The sequence below is a fragment of the Nocardioides sp. W7 genome (genome assembly GCF_022919075.1).
Classification (GTDB): Bacteria; Actinomycetota; Actinomycetes; order Propionibacteriales; family Nocardioidaceae; genus Nocardioides.
Genome location: NZ_CP095078.1, coordinates 2,523,858 through 2,543,013, shown reverse-complemented (window position 1 = coordinate 2,543,013; position 19,156 = coordinate 2,523,858). Strand labels below are relative to the sequence as shown.

Below are 19,156 nucleotides of genomic sequence, written 5' to 3'. Positions count from 1 at the left end.
CTGGCTCGGGAAGATTTCTGAAAGAATATACGATATCAAGACGCGTTCCGGGAGCTCTTGGCGCCGGATCTTTCCCACCACGACTCCGCGGCGTCGAGGTCCACGACCGCGTCCCCGGAGTCGACGGGGGCGGGCGGCTCCGTGGAGAGCACCTCGGTCGCCACCCCTGCGGAGGCCACCGCGACCGTCGCGTCCGGGACCGGGCGCGGCCCGGTGCCGTTGCGATAGGCCCACCAGGCGTCGGCGGCGGCCAGGTCGACGACCGCCTCGCCGTTCTCGGGCACGTCGAGCGCCGCGGCGGGCGTGCGACGCAGGCCCAGACGGCGCTGCACGCCCCAGCCGAGCAGCCCCAGCGCCACCGCGTTGAGGGCGAAGAGACCCCAGGGGTACGTCGACCACTTCAGCGCGAACGCACCGTCGTCGGTGTCGCCCACCTGGCCGACGACCCGGTAGCCGCCGAAGGCCGCCATCGGCAGCTCGAGCGGGACGGTCACCACGCTCTGCTCGCCCGGGTCGAGGTCACCCACCTCGGCATCGACCAGCTGCGGCTCGACGTCGTCGGAGCGGCCCACCGCCACCCGGACCACCGGGTCCGTCACGGTCTGCGCGCCGACATTCTCGACCAGGAAGATCAGGTCCCGGCGCGGCGAGCCGCCGAAGAGCTCCGACAGCGTCGCCTGACCGTCGAGACGCACCTCGGAGACCGCGAGGTCCTCGGTCGCGTCGGGGGTGGGCGCCACCGGGGTGGGGACGACGACGGGGACGTCCTCGGGGAGCGGGATCTCCACCGGCGGGACGACCGCGGTGTCGGTGCCGGTGCCGGCATCGGTGCTCGTGCCGCCCGAGTCCGTGGTCTCGTCGCCCGCGTCGGGGGTCGGGTCGTTCGCGTCGGGGTCCTCGCCCTCGTCGACGGGCGGCTCCTCGACCGGAGCGCCGGCCCCGCCGATGACGCCGGAGATGAGGTAGACCGCGCCGATGTGGCTGCTCGTACGAGCCTGGTCGACGATGACCGACTTGGTCGCCTTGTCGGCCACCTCGAAGTCTGCGGTGAAGCCTCCGGCCGCGGTCACCGCGACGGTGACCGTCGGGTCCGCGGTGGCGGCCGTGGAGCTGCTGGTCCCGGCGTACCCGCGAATGGCGACGGGGCGGGTGGGGTCCCAGCCGGTGCCGGTGAGGGTGACGGTGGTGGAGTCGACGCCGAGCTTCTCGGCGGCGGCGACCAGCTGTACGCCGAGCACCGCGAACGGGGTGCTGACCTCGGTGACGCCGTCGCCGGCGCGCAGGGTGCCGGCACCCACGGGCGCGGTGCCGGGCACCGTGAGGGTCGCGGTCGCCGTGCCGTCGGGCTCGGTCACGACGTCGCCGACCGTCAGGCAGGTCGCGCCCGTCGCGCCCGTCGCGCTCGGGCCGCACAGTCGCAGCGAGGCGGGCGCGGACGAGGCCAGCCCGGCGAGCGCGACGGTGACGACGTCACCCGGGCGGGCGGTGTCGAGGACGGCCTGGTCGGCGACCGAGGTGATCGTGGCCGAGCTCGCAGCGACGGCCGCGAAGTCGGTGGTGAGGTCGGTGGGCTCCGGGACGGTCGCGGGGTTGGTGCCGCCCGGCGTACCGGTCTCCTGCCCGTTGCAGGCGACCCGGAGCGATTCGGCGGGGACGTCGAAGGAGACACCCTCGAGGCCCACGGTGTGCGCGCCCGCGGCCGCGATCGGGATCGCGGCCTCCGCGACCAGGTCCTCGACGGGGTCGCCGGCCTCGACGTCGAACGAGACCTCGACCGGCTCGGCCAGCGGCTGCCCGTCCAGGGAGAAGAGGAACGAGGCCGTGCCCGTGACGTCGTCGGTCGAGGAGATCACCGGCCCGCTGGCGATGGTCGCCGTCGCGGTGCGGGTGCGGCCGACAGCGGTGGCGCCGTCGCTCTCCAGGAGGAACCCGCCGTCGGCCACGGTCGTCCACGGCTCGAGCGCCGTCGAGATGTCGCTGGCCGGAGCCGGGTCGAGGGCCGGTCGATAGGCCCAGCAACCGCCCGCCGGCGACGCGGCCGCCGCAGCCGGGTCGACCACGACCAGGCCGTACGATGCGGCAGCGGCAGCGACCAGCAGCGCCGTGAGAGCGCGTACGACGGACCTCATCCACTACCTCCGCTCGGACGCCGAAAATGGCGATTCTGCGATGATATATTCATTGGGTGGTCAATGTGTGGAGTTCGGTGACGCGATTCACGGCGCGAGCGGTGGCCGAGCTCGCCATCACGGTCGGGATCGTGCTCGCGGTCTTCGTCTTCTACCTGCTGGTGTGGACCAACCACCGGACGGCCGCGGCGCAGGACGACCTGCGCGAGGACTTCCAGGCCCAGCAGGAGTCCGGCCGCGGATCCGCCGCGAAGCCGGCCGCCCCCGGCTCGGGTGAGGGCTTCGGCGTCCTGCACATCCCGGCCCTCGGGGACTGGAGCTGGGTCGTGGTCGAGGGGGTCGACGACGAGGACCTCGCCCGCGGACCGGGGCACTTCCCCGACACCGCCCTTCCCGGCGAGGTGGGCAACTTCGCCGTCGCCGGTCACCGGGCCACGCACGGCGAGCCCTTCGCCGACCTGGACAAGCTCCAGGAGGGTGACCCGATCGTCGTGGAGACCGTCGACGGCTGGCTCGTGTACGACGTGACCTGGGTGCGGATCCTCAGCCCGAGCGCCACCGAGGTGCTCGCGCCCGTCGCCGGCCACCCCGGCGAGAAGGCGAGCCAGCGCACCCTGACCCTGGTGACCTGCCACCCGCGGTGGAGCTCCACGGAGCGCCTCGTGGTCGGCGCCCAGCTCGTCGAGCGGCGCTCGGCCGACGCCGGCCCACCGGCCCAGCTCGGCTGATCGCCTCGCACCGGCCCGGCCCGCCCACTCGCTGGTCGAGTAGTCCGCGAGGAACGAGCGGACGTATCGAGACCACCGACCCGTCTCGCGGCCACTCCCCACGGTGATCAGTCGAAGGCCGGGTCCGGCTCGACAGCGGGAGAGAGCGAGCCGATCAGGACCTGACTCGCACCGGCCCCTGACCCGAGCGTGTCCGACAGCCCCGCCGGTCTCGATACGCTCGCTGGCGCTCGCTACTCGACCACCGAGCACACTCGCCGGACCTGTCGAGCCCGCCCACTCGCTGGTCGAGTAGTCCGCGAGGAACGAGCGGACGTATCGAGACCACCGGCCCGCGGCTACTCCCCCACCGTGATCTTGTCGAAGGGCAGGTGCGGCTCGACGGCCGGGAAGGCCCATGCGAGCAGCACCCAGCAGACCAGGGCGAGGAGCGCCACCGTCTGGACGACCTTCAACCAGGTCGGCCCGGGCAGCAGGCGCCACAGTGCGACGTACACGTGAGCAGCCTAGATCGCCGTCAGTGCTCGCGGAGCAGCGAGCCGAAGCCGTGGAGCTGGTCCTCGATGCCGTTCTCGCGCAGCGCCATCCACCAGGTCGCGGCGTTGATCGCGATGACCGGCTTGTCGAGCCAGCGCTCGGCCTCGTCGGCGAGCTCGGTCATGCACAGGTTGGTGCCGCACTGCACGATCGCGTCGATGTCGGAGTCATTGATCTCGATCAGCGACTCGCGCAGCGTCCGCTCGCTGACCTGGGCGATCTCGACCGCGCTGTTCACGCTGAGTCCCTTGATCTGCCCGACCTCGAAGCCGATCTCGGTGAAGAACTTCCGCACGTTGGCGTCGCCGATCGGGGTGTACGGCGTGACGACGGCGATCTTCTTGGCGCCGTACAGGTTCAGCGCTCGCTCGCAGGCCTCCGCACCGGTCGCGACGCCGAGCCCACCGGAGAGCTCCTTGATCTGCTGGACGAACTGGCGGTTGCCCTCGACGCCGTCCCAGAAGGTCTCGGCGCTCATCCCCATGACCAGGTAGTCGGGCTGCATCGTCATGATGCCCTCGACGCAGTCGGCCATCGCGGCGCGGATCTGCACGAGGAGGTTCTGCATGCCCTCGTCGTCGGCGATCCGACCGTCGCGGATCAGGATCCGGCCGTAGTGCGACGTGACGCCCGGGACCCGCATCGAGTCGAACTCGGGCTGGACGATGGTGTTGGTGCTGGGGGCGATGACGCCGAACTTGCGCCGGTAGCCCAGCCGGTCGATCCCGCTCACGCGGTCACTCCTGTCGTGTCGTCAGCGGCGGCGGTCCTCGTGCTGGCCGGGCCGAGGCGGGTGAAGTGCTCGCGCAGCCACAGGGCGGAGAGCAGGAAGCACAGCTGCACCGCCGAGTTGGTCAGCTGCTCGCCCCACTGGAGCTCGAGGGACTGGTCGGGCTGGGCGGCCAGCGGCGGCAGGCAGTTGGTGCCGACCGTGTAGATCACGAGGAGCACGCCCACCGACGTCTTGCCCGCCTTGAAGGCGGCGACGGCGAGGGTGATGCCCAGCACCGACGCACCCACGGCGGCCGCGATCAGCAGCGGCCAGTTCTCGTAGCTGCCCGAGGAGATGCTCATCCACGCGGCGCCGATGCCGGCGGCGGCGGGGAAGAGGACGTACGGCCACGGGCTGACCTCGCGCCCCTTGACCATGCTCATCGCCGCCCACGCCACGGCCGCGAAGCCGCCGGCGATGCACGGAAACAGCAGGTTCTCCAGGATCGGGTAGTCCCAGCAGCCGCTGGCGACCAGCGTCTTCCAGGTCGCCTTCGCCAGGCCGCCCAGGGTGACCAGCAGACCACCGGCCAGGGCGATGCCGTACGCCCGCGGGATCCGCGCGCGCACGGCGCCCGCCAGGATCACGAAGGCGGCGCCGGCGAGGATCACCGGCACGAAGTCCTCCACCGCGAGCGGCAGGTTGTACTCCGTGCACACGTCGATGGCGCTGGCGGCGATCATCAGGCCACCTCGGCGAAGAGGTCGCGCTTGCGGAACCCGGCGGTCATGAACCGTCGGGCGGCCTTGCCGTTGGTCAACCACTCGACACGGGCGCCGGACTTCTGCGCCGCGAGCACCTTGCCGGCCAGGTACGGGGTGACGGTCTCGACCTTGTCACCCAGGATGTTGAAGATCTTCTTGGCCTTGGCGAAGCCCTCGGGGTCGTGGTCGTAGTCGCCGACCAGCAGGTCCGTGACGACGATGCCCGGGGAGAGGAAGCCGATCTTGACGTCGGTGTCCCGGTGCTCCTTGACCAGGACCTCGGTCAGGTAGCGCAGCGCGCGCTTGGACGCGCCGTACACACCGATCCCCTTCTGGGTGCGGCCGTCGGAGCCGAAGCCCTCCATGTTCCACACCCAGCCGCCACCGGCCTGGGCGGCCAGACCGCGGGCGGCCACCGACGAGCCGTTGAGCGCGCCGGCGACGTTGACCGCGAAGACGTTCGCGACGTCCTGGGGGTCGGTGTCGACGATCGGGGCGTTGGCGCACGAGATGCCGGCGTTGTTGATCCACACGTCGACCCGCCCGAAGGCGGCCACCGCGTGGTCCCACAGGGCCTGGACGGAGGCGCGGTCGGTGACGTCGGTGGCCAGGCCGGTGGCCCGGTCCCCGGCGCCGAGCTCGGCGAGCGCCTTGTCGACGGCCTCGGTGGTCCGGCCGCAGATGACGACGCGCGCGTCGCGCGCGAGGAACTCACGCGCGAGGCCGAGGCCGATCCCCCGGGTGCCGCCGGTGACGACGACGACGCGGCTCGAGGTTGCGGCGGCGCTCATCGCGCCTCCCACGCCAGCGACCCGTGCACGTAGTGCGTGGTCGTGTCGCCCCTGAGGAGCTGCCAGACGACGGCGAGCTCACGGGTGTCGGGGTCGATCAGGAACTCCCGGCCCTTGATCTTCTCGACCCCGGTGTGGTCAGGACCGACGAGGTGCTGGCTGGTGAAGAGCGCCCGGCCGTACGACGTCGCGTTGCCGAAGACCTCCGGGCCCTCGAACATCGTGCGCGCGCCGTCGCGGTAGCGGTCGAAGGTGTAACGACGCTCCAGGCCGCCCTCCCACGTCACCGTCTGGCGCGCCGAGCGCAGCGAGGTCGGGTCGTGCTCGACGCGGACCCGGACCTCACCCGCGTCCGACTGGTCGGCGCCGTTGAGGAACAGGGTCCCGGTCCACGCACCGGCCTCCTTGGTCGGGAGGACCTGCGGCTTGGGGCCGCGCTCCATCTCGAGCGCACGCCAGTCGTCGACGTAGCGCTGCGTCTCGGGGTTGGTCTCGCGGTCCGTGGTGCGCTTGTAGACACCGTTGAACACCGCGCAGACGGCCCAGCCGTCGTGCAGCACCGAGGAGTAGACCTGGGTCTCGCCGTCGGCGAGCACCTGGTTCCAGGTGCGCAGGTCGGCCTGCCAGCCCGGGGAGTAGTAGTGCGCGTCCACGAACAGGCCGTAGGGCTGGCCCGTGCCGTAGAAGTCCGGCCCGGTGTAGACCCGGTTCTCGTCGGAGTCGACGACGCCGAAGTCGAACTGGGCACCCAGCTCGAAGCGGTTGCGCAGCGGCCCGGCACCCGACAGCTTGGAGTCCATCCAGTACCGAGCGCCCTCGGCGGTCACCTCACTGGCGCGGGCGATCGACTCGAAGCCGACGTGGTTCCCCTGGGCGTCGAAGAGCCCCGGGATGCCGTGCCACTCCCCCTCGATCCGCTTCTGCCACGCGCTGGTCTCGACCTCGCTCATGCAGGGAGCTGGTTGTCCACCAGCAGCAGTCGGATCTGCTCGGCGACGGGCTCGGTGAGCAGTCGCGAGATCTGCGCCCAGACCTTGTCGACGTCGGCGTTGAACAGCAGGCCGCGGTTGCGGGCGTCCCGGGCGACCAGGTCGGTGTCCGCGATGTCGGCGGCGACGTCGGCGGGCACCTCGCCCTCGAGGAGGGAGAACCAGTGGTCGAGGTACGACTTCACCGGGGTGTCGAGCTCGGCGAAGGCCTCCTCGGTCGAGCGCGAGGCCAGCATCCACGACGACATCACGGTGAGCTGTCGGGGCTCCAACGCGGCCTTGGTGTACCCGGGGTTGGCCAGCACCGCCTCGTAGGTCTCGGTCAGCGGCCGGTGCGCCCAGTCGTTGTAGACCATGTGGGTGCCGGCGTCGACACGCTGGATCAGGTCCAGGTGGAAGGCGTAGTGCCCGCCCGCGTGCACCGAGTCCAGGGTGAAGTGCGGGACCGGGCTGCCCTCGGGGGTGAAGGCGAACACCATGTGGCTGTCCATCTGGATCTGCGGGACCACGATGCCGACGTACACCGCCTTCGCGATCCGCTCGCCGGTGAAGATCCGCGCCTCGCCGACGCCCATCGGCTCGCCGAAGGCCGACGAGGTCAACGGCAGGTAGGGCGCACCGTCGGGGCCGGTGACCTCGGTGAGGCCCCCGCGCTCGACGAGCGTGTCGAGCGCGCTGTGGCACAGGGCGCCGGGAAGGCTGGTGGTCACATTGCTCATGCCTTGATCTCCTCGATCGTGGACTTGCTGTCGGAAACGGTGTCGGTGCGGGGTGCGTCGCCGCGAACGCTGCGCTCGGAGTTCCCGCGCAGGATCTCCTTGCTGCGGACCTCCTTGAAGTTCCACGCGCTCGCCAGCTCCGGCACCTCCTTGCGGATGGGCGACGGGATCACCCGGGCCTCGACGCGGGCCGGGCCCTCGCCGACGATGGTGTTGCCCTCGACGCTCCACCCGGCGTCGATGAGCTCCTGGCGGCGGCGGCGGTAGAGCACCGCGTTGTAGTCGCTCTTGACGTGCAGCTCGTCGGACAGGTCGAAGGGCAGCAGCTCGGGACGGACGGCGTCCACGATCGTCTGGTCCTCGTAGAGCACCTTGAACACCCGGCGACGTGCGTCGCGGTCGGCCCACTTGCCCTTGAAGAACGTGCGCAGGGCGACGAACTTGACCAGGGTGGTCTCCTCGTCGATCGGCACGTTGACGTCGAAGATCTTCATCTCGCCCATGGGCGTCTTGACGTCCAGCAGGAGCAGGTTGGGCAGCCACCAGGTGGTCGACACCGGGACGGGCGGCCGCTCCGTGAGCGACTTCTGCTTGTTCGGGTTGATGACGCCCCAGATGCCCTTGGACTTGGGCGGGTGCAGCTCGACCGACACCGTGCAGTGCCACTCGGAGCTGTCGATCTTGAACTCGGGGACCTCGGGCTTCTCCTTGTTGCCGAAGACGCCGCCGTGCACGAAGGGCGTGTGCGCGACGTCGACGCCGTTCTCGAGGATCCGCTCGTAGTTCGACTTCCACAGGAACGAGCCGGTGACCGCCCGGTAGGTCTCGGTGTCGTCGATGTCGGACCAGTCCGGGATCGGCGGCCGCTCCTCCTCGGGGAGGTCGCCCATGAAGACCCACACGAACGAGTACTTCTCGAGCACCGGGTAGGAGTCGATGCGCGCCTTGCGCGGGATGCCCTTGTCGGGGTGCGCGGGGATCTTCTGCACCTGGCCGTCGGGCTTGAACTCCCAGCCGTGGTACGGGCACACGATGCAGTCGCCCTTGACCTCGCCACCGGACAGCGCGGCACCGCGGTGGACGCAGAGGTCCGACATCGCGACGACCGAGTTGTCGCTGTTCTTGCGGTAGAGCACGAGCTGCTGGCCGAGAAGCTTGACCTTCTTCGGCTCGCCCGGCTTGATGTCGGTGCTGAACTCAACGGCGTACCAGAAGTTCTTGAACACGGTGTTCTCCTACCTGCGCCGGATGGCGGCGATCTCGGGCTGGGGCTGCTCGGCGAGCTGGTCGAGCTGTGACTTCGCAGAGGGGTTGCTCGTGAGGTGCGCGGCGAAGAACGTCGAGACGACGTCGCCGAGCACCTCGCGGAGACGGTCGTGGTCGGCGTCGGTCGGGGTCTCCAGGAAACCTCGTGCGGTGGACGGGTCCTCCGGGTGCGAGGCCAGCATGTGGCCCGCGCCGGCCAGGTGGACCAGCCAGCACTCCGTCGTCGACGCGACGGCCTCGCGCCAGGTGCGCTCGACCGGGTCGTGCCCGGTGGCACCGGCCTGCTCGCCGTACCGGATGGCGCTGGCGGCGACCACTCCGTCGTCGGTGCCGGCGACGATCATGGTCGGCGCCTCGACCGGGGCCGGCAGCAGCGTGTTCGACGGGTAGCCGATCAGCTGCGAGGCCATCGTGTGGGCGCCGTACGTCACGACCGCCCGCACCTCCGGGAACCACGCGGGACCGGCGGACTGCAGCAGCACGGTGCCGCCGGCCGAGTGCCCGAAGGCGCCGATCCGGTCGAGGTCGAGCAGGCCGGCGAGCGGGCCGGACTCGTTCAGCGCGGCGACCGCGTCGAGCACCGGTCGCAGGGCCGGCGTCGTCGGTCGCTCGCCGTAGTGACTCGGGCCCGCCGCGACGATGTCGACACCCGGGGTCAGCCCGTGCTGGCCGGGGAACAGCTCCCCCACCCAGTCGTAGCCGACACAGACGTTGCCCGCCGCGACCAGCCGGAAGGCGAGCCAGCGGTAGGCGTCGGCCGGACAGTTGACCCCCGGCACCAGCACCACGACGGGGTACGGCGCGCCGGCGTCGTCGGCGGCGAGCGCACCGCTCATCCGCTCGGTGTCGTCGCGTGCCGGCAGCGCCGGGTAGCGCACGGCGACGTGCACCGTGTCGTACGGCGCCTCGGCTCCCGGGACCCGGGTCGCCGTGCGCACGGTGCGGACCAGGACGGCTCCGTTCTCGGACATGGGTGCGTCAGGCCTGCTCGTGAGCGCGCGGGAGCTCGCGGTCGCCGCCCCACAGGGCGCGCACCAGCGTGTTGGTCAGCTCCTTGCCGAAGAACCGGTCGCCCATCTCGTTCGCGGGGTCGCGCTCGGCGACGTTGCGGCGGGTCGCGAGGTCGTCCGCGGCCAGCGCGGCCTGTTCCTCGGCGGGGACCCGCTCGGCCTCGTCGACCCAGGCGAGCCAGCGGTCGAGGTGGTCGGTGGCCAGCTTGGTCACCAGGTCGGTGGTGCGGCTGTCGGTCGTCGCGGTGTAGGCGTGCGCCATCGGCGACAGGCTCGCCCGCACGAAGCCGCTGCGGCTGACGAACGGGTCGAGGAAGTCGTTCTCGTGACGGACCTGCTCCCACTCGGCGTTCAGCGGGCCGTAGTACTTGTCGTAGGAGTCGGTGTCGGTCAGCAGGTTGGAGCGCGGCACGGAGTCGACGAAGATCCACGCCTGCGGGAAGGCGCCGAGCGCGAGGCCGAAGTGCGGCACCTTCACCTGGGGACCGAGCCAGATGGTGAGGTGGATGTTGGCGAAGCCGAGGGTGGCGTTCTCCATGTGGGAGTGCACCATCCAGTCGATCTCGGGACCGGCGTACGCGCGGATCCGGCCGGTGGGGCCGCCGTTCTCGCCGCCGAAGCTCTCCAGCACCTCCGAGGAGGGATCGCGGGTGAGGTCGAACCGCTCCGCCACCCGTGCCTTGAGGCCGTCGACCAGGTCCATCCAGGTCGCGAAGATCTCCGAGATGTCGGTCGTCGGCGCCTCGTCGTAGAACTCCTGCACGGACTTCAGGGTCTGGCTCATCGCGCTCCTCGGGTCCTGCTCAGTGGGTGGTGACGCAAAGTATATATAATCTATGAGGCGGTGTGAAAGCACTTCCGGCATCGGGCTCAGCATCGGTCGAAGTCGGGACCAAAGTCCCGATCTCCGGTCGCGATTCGGTCTCAGCTGGGGTACGCCGCGGCGCCGAGACCGGCCCCGCCCGCCCGGAACGCACCGGGCGCGTGCACCACGCAGGGCTGGGTGTGCTCGAGGACGCCCTCGTCGCCGTACTCCCGTCCCCACCCGGATCGCTTGATTCCTCCGAAGGGGGCGCGCAGCGACATGCCGGTGCGGTTGTGGGTGTTGACGAACGTGAAGCCGGCCTCCAGCCGGGCCGCCACCGCGAAGGCGCGCTCCTCGTCGGCCGACCAGACCGACGCGGCCAGGCCGAGATCACCGGCGTTGGCGAGCGCGATCGCCTCCTCGAGGGAGTCGTAGGCCAGCACGGGGACGGTCGGCCCGAACTGCTCCTCCGCGACCAGCGGGTCGTCGGCGGCGGCGCCGAGCACCAGCGTGGGGCGCAGGAAGTGGCCCCGGGACAGGTCGGCCGTCGGGTCGACGCTCCCGAGCACGAAGGCCTCGGCTCCCCGGGCGCACGCGCCCTCGACGAGCGCCCGGACCCGGGTCGCGGACTCCGCCGTGACGACCGGACCGATGGTGACGCCCTCGCTCAGCGGGTCCCCGAGGCGCAGCACGCGGTCGGCGGCAGACCGGTAGGCCGCGACGAACTCGTCGAGTCGACCGCGCGGGACGAGCAGCCGCTTGACCGCCATGCAGACCTGGCCGGACGTCGCGAACGTCGCCATCACCAGCCGGTCCATCGCGTCCGGGCCGAGGTCCGCGTCGTCGAGCAGCAGCGCGGCGTCGTTGCCGCCGAGCTCCATCAGGGTCGGGGTGAGGGTCTGGCCCGCGAGGGCCGCGATGGCCCGGCCGGCCCGCTCACCACCGGTGAACGCCACCCGGTCGACGCCGGGGTGGCCGACCAGCGCGGTCGCCGTCTCGGCGTCGCCCTGCACGACCTGCACGATGTCCTCGCCGAGCGCGGAGCAGAGCAGCTCCACGACCCGCGCGATCGCGTACGGCGCCAACGGGGACGGCTTCACGACCACGACGTTGCCGGAGACCAGGGCCGGCCCGAGCTTGAGCGCGGCCAGGATGACGGGGGCGTTCCAGGGGGTGATCGCCGCGACCACGCCGTACGGCCGGCGCCGGACGACCAGCCGGCCGGCGTCGTCGTCGATGACCTCGTCGGCGAGCAGCGTCTCGGCCCGGTCGGCCGACCAGCGCAGCACGGTGACGGCGAAGCCGAGCTCGCCGCGACAGTCGGGCAGCACCTTGCCGGTCTCGCGCGCCATCAGCTCCGCGAGCTCGTCGAGCTCGGCGGCGACCAGGTCCGCGCCGGCCCGGACCGCCGCGCAGCGAGCTTCGAGGGCGCTCGCCGCCCAGGCGCGCTGGGCGGTGCGGGCGCGGACGACCGTCGCGTCGACCGCGGCCGGGTCGGCAGCCTCGACGCTGCCGACGAGCTCGTCGGTGCGGGCCGGATTCTCCCGCTCGATCATGGGTCCGCTCACTACGGCGCCTGGACGCCGACCATGTCGACGACCTTGCCGGAACGCAGCGAGTTGATCATCGAGGTGTTGAGCAGGTGCCTGCGCATCCGCTCGCGGTCCGCGGCCAGCTCGCGCAGCTCGTCGTGGTAGGCCTTGATCGCCGCGGGGTCGTCCAGGCGCAGCTTCTCCCAGTTGTCGTGGGTGATCGTCTTGACGTACGACAGGGCCACCTGGCGCCGGGCCTCGCACGCCTCGTCCAGCTGCCCCTCGGTGCCCTCGCCGCGCAGCAGCGCCAGCAGCGCCGTCGTCTCCACGTAGGCGTCGTGGATGCCGCTGTTCATGCCCATCCCGCCGAGCGGGTTGTTGATGTGCGCGGCGTCGCCCATCAGCAGCAGGCGGTCCTTGCGGAACGCGTCGGCGACGCGCTGGTGGACGCGGTAGAGCGTGGTGTGCAGGACGTCCCACTCGCGGCCCAGGTCGGCGACGCCGCCGAGGCGCTCCTGGACCCGGGCCGGGTCGATCTCGACCTCGTCCGGGGTGTTCTGGTCGGTCGGGAAGAGGATCCGCCAGTGCTCCGGGGTGCGCAGCAGCACCAGCCACTCGGTGGGGTCGAAGACGTAGTTGACCGCGGAGATGCCCGGCAGGATCGTGTCCAGGTCCTCGGTGGTCGAGGCGACCAGGAAGCGCTCGGGGTAGGTCATCCCCTCGAAGGTGAACCCGGCGGTCTGCCGCACCTGCGAGTTGGCCCCGTCGGCGCCCAGCACCCAGTCGGCGGTGAAGGTGTCGCCCGCCTCGGTGGTCACCGTGGCCGAGGTGCCGTCGCTCTCGGCCCGCACCACGCGCTGGCCGAAGTGGACGCGCACGTGGTCCATGCCCTGGAGGACCTCGAGGATCACCGGCGTGAGCTTGGACTGCTCCACCTGGACCCGGAACGGGAAGCGGGTGTCGTCGGCGAGGACACCGAGGTCCAGGTCCGCGATCGGTCCGGTCTCGCGATCGCGGTACTGGAACCCGGTCGACACCAGACCCCGCGCCATCAACGGCTCGAGCACGCCGAGCTCGTCCAGCATCTCCAGGCTCGGGGGGTGGAAGGTCGACGCACGCGACTCGGCGGCCAGCGTGTCGCCGGCCTCCAGGACGGTCACGTCGATGCCGGCGCGCGCGAGCATCAGCGCGGCGGTCAGTCCGACCGGGCCGGCGCCCGCGACGAGGACGGTGGTCTGCTGGGTCATGAGGCATCTCCTGCGGCGTACCGCTGCTCGAGGTTCAGGAGGTCGGGCAGCCCGACCAGGGCCGTGAGGTCGTCCCAGCCGAGCCGCTCGACCGGGCCGGCGTCGCCGCCCGCGGCGATCGCGGCGTACACCCGGGCCTGGGCGTGCGCGGCAGCGAGCAGCGCGGACACCGGGTGGATGACGATGCGGACGCCGAGCTCGCGCAGCGCCGCCTGGTCCAGCGGGGGCTCGTCGCCGGCCGCCTCGGACCGGTTGACGACCAGGGGCGGGCAGGCGCCGGTGGCGCGGGTGACGCCCTCGACCACCCGGGCCAGGTCCGGCGTGCTCGCGCCCTCGACGAACACCGCGTCCGCACCCGCCTCGGCGAAGGCCACGCAGCGCTCGGTCGCCGACGCGACGCCCTCGACACCCAGGGCGTCGGTGCGGGCGACCACGACGATCCCGCGAGTGCCGGCGGTTCCCGAGGGGGCCGCCTCGACGGCGGCCCGCACCCGCGAGGCCGCCTCTTCGACGTCTACGACCTGCTTGCCGGCGAGGTGGCCGCAGCGCTTCGGGGCGACCTGATCCTCCAGGTGCAGCCCCGCGATGCCGGCGGCGGCGTACGAACGCGCGGTCGCCCGGGCCTGCAGCGCGTTGCCGTAGCCGGTGTCGGCGTCGGCCAGCAGCGGCAGCCCGGCCAGCGCCGGCGTGACGCTCTGCGCCACCTTGACGATGTCGGCGGCGTGCACGAAGCCGAGGTCGGGCAGGCCGAGCGCGACCGCGGACGCGACTGCGCCCGACAGGTGCGCGCCGGCCACGCCCGCCCGGGCGGCGAGCCGGGCGCTCACCGCGTCGTACACCCCGGGCAGGTGGACCAGGTCCGGACCACGCAGCAGGGCGCGGAGCCGGTCGGAGGGAGCATCCATGGTCACCTGCCGTGCAGGGCGAACCCGCCCTCGACGCCCACGACGCGGGCACCCGTGAAGATCCGGATGGTCTCCACGGTGCCCTCCTCGCCGAGCCCCGAGAGTCCCCAGGCGGGGCGTGGCGTCATCAGGTGCAGGCTCATGATCGTCGAGCCGTTCACCTTGACCTCGCCGGCACGGACCTGGCGCGCGAACGCCATCGCCTGATCGGTGTCGGCGCCGAGGACGTAGCCCTCGAGGCCGTACGGCGTGCCGTTGGCCAGCTCGAGCGCCTCGTCGAGGGTGTTGTAGGCGTGCACCGTCGCGACCGGCCCGAAGATCTCGTGCTGGGCCTCCGCGGCCGGCACCCCGGTGAGCAGGGTCGGCGCGAGGAAGTGACCCTGCTCCGGCACGGAGGTGCTGGTGCAGGTGACTCCCCCGACGGCGACCTTCGCCTCGAGCTCGGCGTGCACCCGGCCCAGGTGCACGGAGTGCACCAGCGGGCCGAGCTCGGTGGCCGGGTCGAGCGGGTCGCCGACCCGCAGGTCCGCGAGCCGGTCGAGGGCGAGGCTGACGATCTCGTCGGCGATCTCGGCGGGGACGACGAGCCGTCCGAGCGCCCGGCACCACTGGCCGTTGAGCGTGGTGAGCAGGTCGACGGCGGCGCGGGCCGCGTCGGCCGGATCCGCGTCCGGCAGCACGACCAGCGGGTTGTTGCCGCCGAGCTCGAGCTGGGTCGCGGTGAAGTCGGCGGCGCAGGCCGCGGCGATCGCGCGACCGCCGGGCAGGCCGCCGGTGAAGGACACGGCCCGCACCCGCGGGTCGCTCACCAGGCTGCCGCCGACGCCCGGACCACCCTGGACGAGCTGGAAGGTGCCCGCGTCGACCCCGGAGCCGAGGCCGGCCTCCGCGAGGACGCCGGCCACGATCCGGGCGAGCTCGGTGGTGGCGTACGGCGCGTACTCGCTGGGCTTGAGGATCGTCGGGCAGCCGGCGGCGAGCGAGCTGGCGATCTTGTGCGCGGCCATCGGGGCCGGCGCGTTCCACGGCACCAGGCACAGGGCCGGTCCGAGCGGCAGCCGATGCACCTCGACGCCGTTCCCCGACATCCCCTGGTGGTGCTCGAGGAGGACGCCGTCGCGCAGCGTCTGCGCCACCAGCCGGAACGCGCCGGGGACGATCATCCCCACGATGGAGGTCTGCGTGACGGGCACGCCGGTGGCGAAGGCCTCGAGCGCCGCGAGGCGCGGCACCTCGCCCTCGAGCGCGTCCGCGACCTGGTCGAGTACGTCGGCCCGGGCGGCAGGCGACATCCGCACCCACGCACCGGACTCGTAGGCGACCTGGGCGGCTGCAGCGACCCGCTCGACGTCCGCGGCCGAGGTGGCCGCCGCAGCGCCGAGCTGGGTGCCGAGGAACGCGTCCTCGAGGATCAGGTCGAGCTGCTCGGCCGGCGCCGACCAGACGCCCGCCACGAGCTGTGCCGGGAGCGGCAGCTCCAGACGGGGCGTGTCGATGCCGTCCTGGGTGCCGTCCTGAGTGGTGGTCAACGCGTCTCCTACTTGGCGGTCTGGGAGGGCTTGGCGAAGCTGTCGCTGGTGGTCAGTCCGGCCCAGCCCTCGTTGTCGACGATCATCTTCGCCAGGTCCAGCTTGCCGCGCTCGGCCGGGAACGCCTGGACGAGACCCATGGCGGTGTCGCGGATGGCGCGGCCGATGGGGTTGCCCATCAGGGCGCCGGAGGTGCCGCACATCTTCAGTGACGCCAGGGCCACGTCGTGGGCGTGCTCGCAGATGGCGCCCTTGGCGAGCTTCCAACTCTGGACGACCTCGTTCTTGGGCAGGATCGGCGGGTCGCTGGCCTCCAGGTCGATCTGGCGACGCAGCCACAGGTGCGCCTCGGCCAGGTGCCGCTCACCGTCGCCGATGATCACCTGGTGCATCGGGCTGGAGGCGATCGGCTTGCCGGTGTCGGCGAACGTCGCGGCCATCACCCGCCCCATCGCGAAGTCCCACACGCCCTGCGCGATGCCGGCGTAGATCGAGGCGATGGCGATCTGGTTGCCGACCCACGAGCCGCGCGACATCGAGGTGGCGCGGGTGAAGGCGCCGGGCACGGCCAGGGAGAGCTCGTCGGGGACGAAGCAGTCCTCCATGATCAGGCCGTTGTTGTCCGAGGCCCGCATGCCCAGGCCGATCCACGGCGAGCGCGGGCGGGCGCCCTCGGCCTCGCGGGGCACCAGGAACAGGGTGAGCGCGTCCATCCCCTCGACGTCCTCGCGGCGTGCGGTGACGAGGTAGTAGTCGGCCGAGCCGGAGAGGCAGCCGAACGACTTCTCGCCGTTCAGCAGCCAGCCGCCCTCGGTCCGGGTCGCGGTCGTGCGGATCAGCACGTTGGCGTTCGAGGCCTTGACCGCCTCGCTGGCGAAGTTGCCGATGGCCTTCTTCTCGGTGCCCATCAGGTGCAGCACCTTCTCGGCGAAGGCGCGCACGACCGGGGCCTCCTCGTCGTCGTACAGCCCTGCCTCGAGCGCGGCCAGCGGCAGCATGCCGCGCGAGGAGGAGGAGCAGTGGAAGAAGAAGGCCAGCGCCGTGGAGCCGCACACGGTGCCGAGGGTGTACGTCGTGGCCGCGAGGTCACGCAGCCCGCCCCCGAGGCCGCCGTACTCCCGCGGTACGACGAGGCCCAGCAGGCCGGCGTCGCCGAGCAGCTTGAGGTGACCCTCGGGCAGCGCCCCGGCCTCGTCGGCCGACTCCGCCGCTGCGGCGATGGCCGGCAGCACCGACTCGACACGGAGAGCACGCTCGCGCTCCGCTTCGGTGAGATCGGGGAGGAGGTACTCGGCGGTCAGCTGTGCCGTCATCCTGCGGCTCCTACTACTGGATCGGTCGTGGCCTGGCCGGCCGCGAGGTCGTGGGCACCGACGGTGACGTCGGAGCGGGTGGCGATGGCGAGCCGGAGGTCGTCGGCGACCCGGCCCAGCTGGCCGCCGTCGGCCGGCGAGTCGACGTCGAGCTCGCCGAGCAGCCGGACGAGGTCCTCGGTCGCGACCGTGCCGTCGAGGCCGGCGAGCGTGGTGTCGAAGTGGTGGACGCCGCTCTTCAGCGCCGTCAGCGCCTTGACCAGGCCGAGCCGGTCACGGTCACCGAGGCAGGCCCGCAGCGGCACCGGCCGGGCCAGCCCGACGGCGTCCTGCAGCACCGCGCGCACCTGGAGCGGGGTCGCGGCGCCGTTGCTGTCGGCCATCCCGATCTCGCGGACCCGGGCGTCCGAGAAGGCGACCACCGCGGCCAGCACGGCCTCGGTGCGGTGCGGTGCGAACGCGTCGTCGAGGACGATGGCGACCCGGTCCGCCACGCCCTCGATGATGCTGAGCGTCTCCTGCACCGCGCCGGGTCGGGCGGCGTCGACGGCGATCTCGACCGCGTCGAGGTCCAGGGCCAGCGCCCGCTCGAGCTGGACACGGGTCGCGACGAGCGCGGTGGCGCCGGCGGCGAGCGGCTCGGGGACGGCGACCGGGTCGCCCACGTGGTCGGTCAGGTCGAGCACCCGGACGCGCACGCCGCTGGCGGCCACGTCCCGGGCGGTCCGGAGCACCCCGTCCTCGGGGTGCTGCTGCCGACGCAGCGCGGCGACCAGGCCGCTGTCCGCGAGCGTGGCGACGTCGGGCAGCACGTCGGCGAACTGACCCCAACCGCGCGAGTGGAACAGCAGCGGCGCCGTACGACGGGCCGCGTGGCCGGCCAGCACCTCGCCGACGAAGATCGTGTGATCGCCACCGGGGTACTCGTGCACGACCCGGCAGTCGAGCCAGCCCAGGGCGGAGTCGAGGAGCGACACCCCCGTGGCCGCGGTGGTCCAGGACTCACCGTCGAAGCGGTCCTCGACCTCGAGGCCGGGCACCATGCCGGCGAACCGGCGGGCCACCTCGGCCTGGTCCTTCGCGAGGACGTTCACGCCGAAGACGCCGCCTCGAGCGATCAGCTCGTGGGAGTACAGGCGCCGGTCGAGGCAGACCGAGATCAGCGGCGGGTCCAGGCTCACGCTCGAGAACGAGCTGGCGGTCATGCCGTGGCGCACTCCGTCCACCAGCGTGGTCACCACCGTGACACCACTCGGCCACTGGGCCATGACGCCACGAAACGTTGCGGGATCAACCATCGCGCACCTCCTCTCGACTAGAGAATATACAATATCGGATAGGTGAATCGCGCAAGCCGATTGGGACAATCCACCTCGGGACGTGCCACGATTGCGCCGGCGTAACGAAACCGTCACGCCGAGCACCTGATGCACCTGGATGTACAAGGAGAACTCGCATGGCGCGTACGCGCACCGGAGCACCGGTCCGCCCGATCGCCCACCTGTCTTTGGTGGACCGGGTCACCGACGAACTGCACCGCGCGATCCTCAACGGTGACATCCGTCCCGGTGCCGCGGTGTCGATCGTCGAGCTCTGCGAGCAGTTCGACGTCAGCCACATCCCGGTGCGCGAGGCCCTGCGCCGACTGGAGAGCGAGGGACTGGTCAGCCTCCGTCCCGGTCGCTCCGCCCTGGTCGCACCGCTCAGCGAGGGCGACCTCGCCGGCATCTACCGGCTGCGCAGGGTGATCGAGGGCGACCTCACGATGCGCGCGATGGAGCAGATGTCCCCCGAGCGGATCGAGGCGGCCCAGGTCGCCCTGGACGAGTACGCCCAGATCGAGCGGGAGCCGGCGGCCCTCGCCGCGGCCCACCACGCCTTCCACGCCGCGATCCTCGACGACGTCACCGGCACCGTCGACCGCCGCGTGCTCGAGATCCTCTGGCACTCGGCCGACCGCTACCTGCACCTCGGCATGGAGAACCTCGACCGGGCCCCGGAGACGACCGAGGCCCGCATCAAGGAGCACCGCGCGCTCCTCGACCTGGCCCGTGACGGCAAGGCCGAGGAGCTCCGGGACGCCTGGGTCGCGCACCTCGAGACCAGCGAGGCGGCCCTGCAGGCCGCGCTCAGCGGCCAGGCCGAGGCCGACGAGGTCGCCGGGGCCTGACCGGCTCGGC

18 protein-coding genes are annotated in these 19,156 nt (G+C 72.0%); 2 read left to right on the top strand and 16 right to left on the bottom strand.

Annotation, left to right across the window (positions count from 1 at the left end; all coding sequences use genetic code 11):
* Positions 1–35: 35 nt before the first annotated feature.
* The gene (locus MUB56_RS12060) at positions 36–2,129 is read right to left on the bottom strand and encodes a hypothetical protein (RefSeq protein ID WP_244932137.1); all 2,094 of its coding nucleotides are present in this window, start codon (positions 2,127–2,129) and stop codon (positions 36–38) included.
* A gap of 77 nt (positions 2,130–2,206) precedes the next feature.
* On the opposite strand from MUB56_RS12060, the gene MUB56_RS12055 reads away from it, so the two are divergent.
* On the top strand, positions 2,207–2,857 hold the full coding sequence (locus MUB56_RS12055) for a class E sortase (protein WP_244932136.1): 651 nt from the start codon (positions 2,207–2,209) through the stop codon (positions 2,855–2,857).
* Positions 2,858–3,195: 338 nt separating this feature from the next.
* Here the strand turns inward: MUB56_RS12055 and MUB56_RS12050 are convergent, their stop codons facing one another.
* From MUB56_RS12050 to MUB56_RS11980, 15 genes are all read right to left on the bottom strand, one after another.
* Positions 3,196–3,354 carry a hypothetical protein gene (locus MUB56_RS12050; RefSeq protein ID WP_244932135.1) on the bottom strand — a complete coding sequence of 53 codons (159 nt, stop codon included), beginning with the start codon at positions 3,352–3,354 and terminating at the stop codon, positions 3,196–3,198.
* A 20-nt stretch (positions 3,355–3,374) separates the two neighbouring features.
* Positions 3,375–4,127 (bottom strand): hypothetical protein, encoded by a 753-nt coding sequence (locus MUB56_RS12045; RefSeq protein ID WP_244932134.1) that lies wholly within the window; start codon positions 4,125–4,127, stop codon positions 3,375–3,377.
* On the bottom strand, positions 4,124–4,849 hold the full coding sequence (locus MUB56_RS12040; protein WP_244932133.1) for a hypothetical protein: 726 nt from the start codon (positions 4,847–4,849) through the stop codon (positions 4,124–4,126). Before MUB56_RS12040 ends, MUB56_RS12045 begins: the two co-directional genes overlap by 4 nt.
* Positions 4,849–5,661, bottom strand: coding sequence for an SDR family NAD(P)-dependent oxidoreductase (locus MUB56_RS12035; RefSeq protein WP_244932132.1), 813 nt, complete (start codon positions 5,659–5,661; stop codon positions 4,849–4,851). Before MUB56_RS12035 ends, MUB56_RS12040 begins: the two co-directional genes overlap by 1 nt.
* Positions 5,658–6,611, bottom strand: a complete 954-nt coding sequence (locus MUB56_RS12030; RefSeq protein WP_244932131.1) for a hypothetical protein — start codon at positions 6,609–6,611, stop codon at positions 5,658–5,660. Before MUB56_RS12030 ends, MUB56_RS12035 begins: the two co-directional genes overlap by 4 nt.
* Positions 6,608–7,369, bottom strand: a complete 762-nt coding sequence (locus MUB56_RS12025) for a hypothetical protein (RefSeq protein ID WP_244932130.1) — start codon at positions 7,367–7,369, stop codon at positions 6,608–6,610. Before MUB56_RS12025 ends, MUB56_RS12030 begins: the two co-directional genes overlap by 4 nt.
* Positions 7,366–8,595 carry an aromatic ring-hydroxylating dioxygenase subunit alpha gene (locus MUB56_RS12020; protein ID WP_244932129.1) on the bottom strand — a complete coding sequence of 410 codons (1,230 nt, stop codon included), beginning with the start codon at positions 8,593–8,595 and terminating at the stop codon, positions 7,366–7,368. The genes MUB56_RS12025 and MUB56_RS12020 overlap by 4 nt, the downstream gene beginning before the upstream one ends.
* 9 nt (positions 8,596–8,604) lie before the next feature.
* Entirely contained in the window at positions 8,605–9,606 is a 1,002-nt protein-coding gene (locus MUB56_RS12015) for a hypothetical protein (protein WP_244932128.1), read from the bottom strand.
* A 7-nt stretch (positions 9,607–9,613) separates the two neighbouring features.
* Positions 9,614–10,429, bottom strand: coding sequence for a hypothetical protein (locus MUB56_RS12010; protein WP_244932127.1), 816 nt, complete (start codon positions 10,427–10,429; stop codon positions 9,614–9,616).
* Positions 10,430–10,569: 140 nt separating this feature from the next.
* Positions 10,570–12,006 (bottom strand): aldehyde dehydrogenase family protein, encoded by a 1,437-nt coding sequence (locus tag MUB56_RS12005; protein ID WP_244932126.1) that lies wholly within the window; start codon positions 12,004–12,006, stop codon positions 10,570–10,572.
* Between the two features lie 11 nt (positions 12,007–12,017).
* Complete coding sequence (locus tag MUB56_RS12000; RefSeq protein ID WP_244932125.1) at positions 12,018–13,229, bottom strand: NAD(P)/FAD-dependent oxidoreductase; 1,212 nt, start codon at positions 13,227–13,229, stop codon at positions 12,018–12,020.
* Entirely contained in the window at positions 13,226–14,134 is a 909-nt protein-coding gene (locus MUB56_RS11995) for an isocitrate lyase/PEP mutase family protein (RefSeq protein WP_244932124.1), read from the bottom strand. Before MUB56_RS11995 ends, MUB56_RS12000 begins: the two co-directional genes overlap by 4 nt.
* Before the next feature lie 2 nt (positions 14,135–14,136).
* Positions 14,137–15,663, bottom strand: a complete 1,527-nt coding sequence (locus MUB56_RS11990) for an aldehyde dehydrogenase family protein (protein ID WP_244932123.1) — start codon at positions 15,661–15,663, stop codon at positions 14,137–14,139.
* A gap of 8 nt (positions 15,664–15,671) precedes the next feature.
* Entirely contained in the window at positions 15,672–16,976 is a 1,305-nt protein-coding gene (locus MUB56_RS11985) for an acyl-CoA dehydrogenase family protein (protein WP_244932122.1), read from the bottom strand.
* The gene (locus tag MUB56_RS11980) at positions 16,973–18,244 is read right to left on the bottom strand and encodes a flavin reductase (protein WP_244932121.1); all 1,272 of its coding nucleotides are present in this window, start codon (positions 18,242–18,244) and stop codon (positions 16,973–16,975) included. Before MUB56_RS11980 ends, MUB56_RS11985 begins: the two co-directional genes overlap by 4 nt.
* A 188-nt stretch (positions 18,245–18,432) precedes the next feature.
* Between MUB56_RS11980 and MUB56_RS11975 the strand changes: the two genes are divergently transcribed.
* On the top strand, positions 18,433–19,146 hold the full coding sequence (locus MUB56_RS11975) for a GntR family transcriptional regulator (RefSeq protein WP_244932120.1): 714 nt from the start codon (positions 18,433–18,435) through the stop codon (positions 19,144–19,146).
* The last annotated feature ends 10 nt before the right edge of the window (positions 19,147–19,156 follow it).

Bases quoted from the DNA above. Each gene is read 5' to 3' on its own strand.
- MUB56_RS12060 (WP_244932137.1), bottom strand. From the start codon at position 2,129: ATGAGGTCCGTCGTACGCGCTCTCACGGCGCTGCTGGTCGCTGCCGCT.
- MUB56_RS12040 (WP_244932133.1), bottom strand. From the start codon at position 4,849: ATGATCGCCGCCAGCGCCATCGACGTGTGCACGGAGTACAACCTGCCG.
- MUB56_RS12035 (WP_244932132.1), bottom strand. From the start codon at position 5,661: ATGAGCGCCGCCGCAACCTCGAGCCGCGTCGTCGTCGTCACCGGCGGC.
- MUB56_RS12030 (WP_244932131.1), bottom strand. From the start codon at position 6,611: ATGAGCGAGGTCGAGACCAGCGCGTGGCAGAAGCGGATCGAGGGGGAG.
- MUB56_RS12025 (WP_244932130.1), bottom strand. From the start codon at position 7,369: ATGAGCAATGTGACCACCAGCCTTCCCGGCGCCCTGTGCCACAGCGCG.
- MUB56_RS12015 (WP_244932128.1), bottom strand. From the start codon at position 9,606: ATGTCCGAGAACGGAGCCGTCCTGGTCCGCACCGTGCGCACGGCGACC.
- MUB56_RS12010 (WP_244932127.1), bottom strand. From the start codon at position 10,429: ATGAGCCAGACCCTGAAGTCCGTGCAGGAGTTCTACGACGAGGCGCCG.
- MUB56_RS12005 (WP_244932126.1), bottom strand. From the start codon at position 12,006: ATGATCGAGCGGGAGAATCCGGCCCGCACCGACGAGCTCGTCGGCAGC.
- MUB56_RS12000 (WP_244932125.1), bottom strand. From the start codon at position 13,229: ATGACCCAGCAGACCACCGTCCTCGTCGCGGGCGCCGGCCCGGTCGGA.
- MUB56_RS11995 (WP_244932124.1), bottom strand. From the start codon at position 14,134: ATGGATGCTCCCTCCGACCGGCTCCGCGCCCTGCTGCGTGGTCCGGAC.
- MUB56_RS11985 (WP_244932122.1), bottom strand. From the start codon at position 16,976: ATGACGGCACAGCTGACCGCCGAGTACCTCCTCCCCGATCTCACCGAA.
- MUB56_RS11980 (WP_244932121.1), bottom strand. From the start codon at position 18,244: ATGGCCCAGTGGCCGAGTGGTGTCACGGTGGTGACCACGCTGGTGGAC.
- MUB56_RS11975 (WP_244932120.1), top strand. From the start codon at position 18,433: ATGGCGCGTACGCGCACCGGAGCACCGGTCCGCCCGATCGCCCACCTG.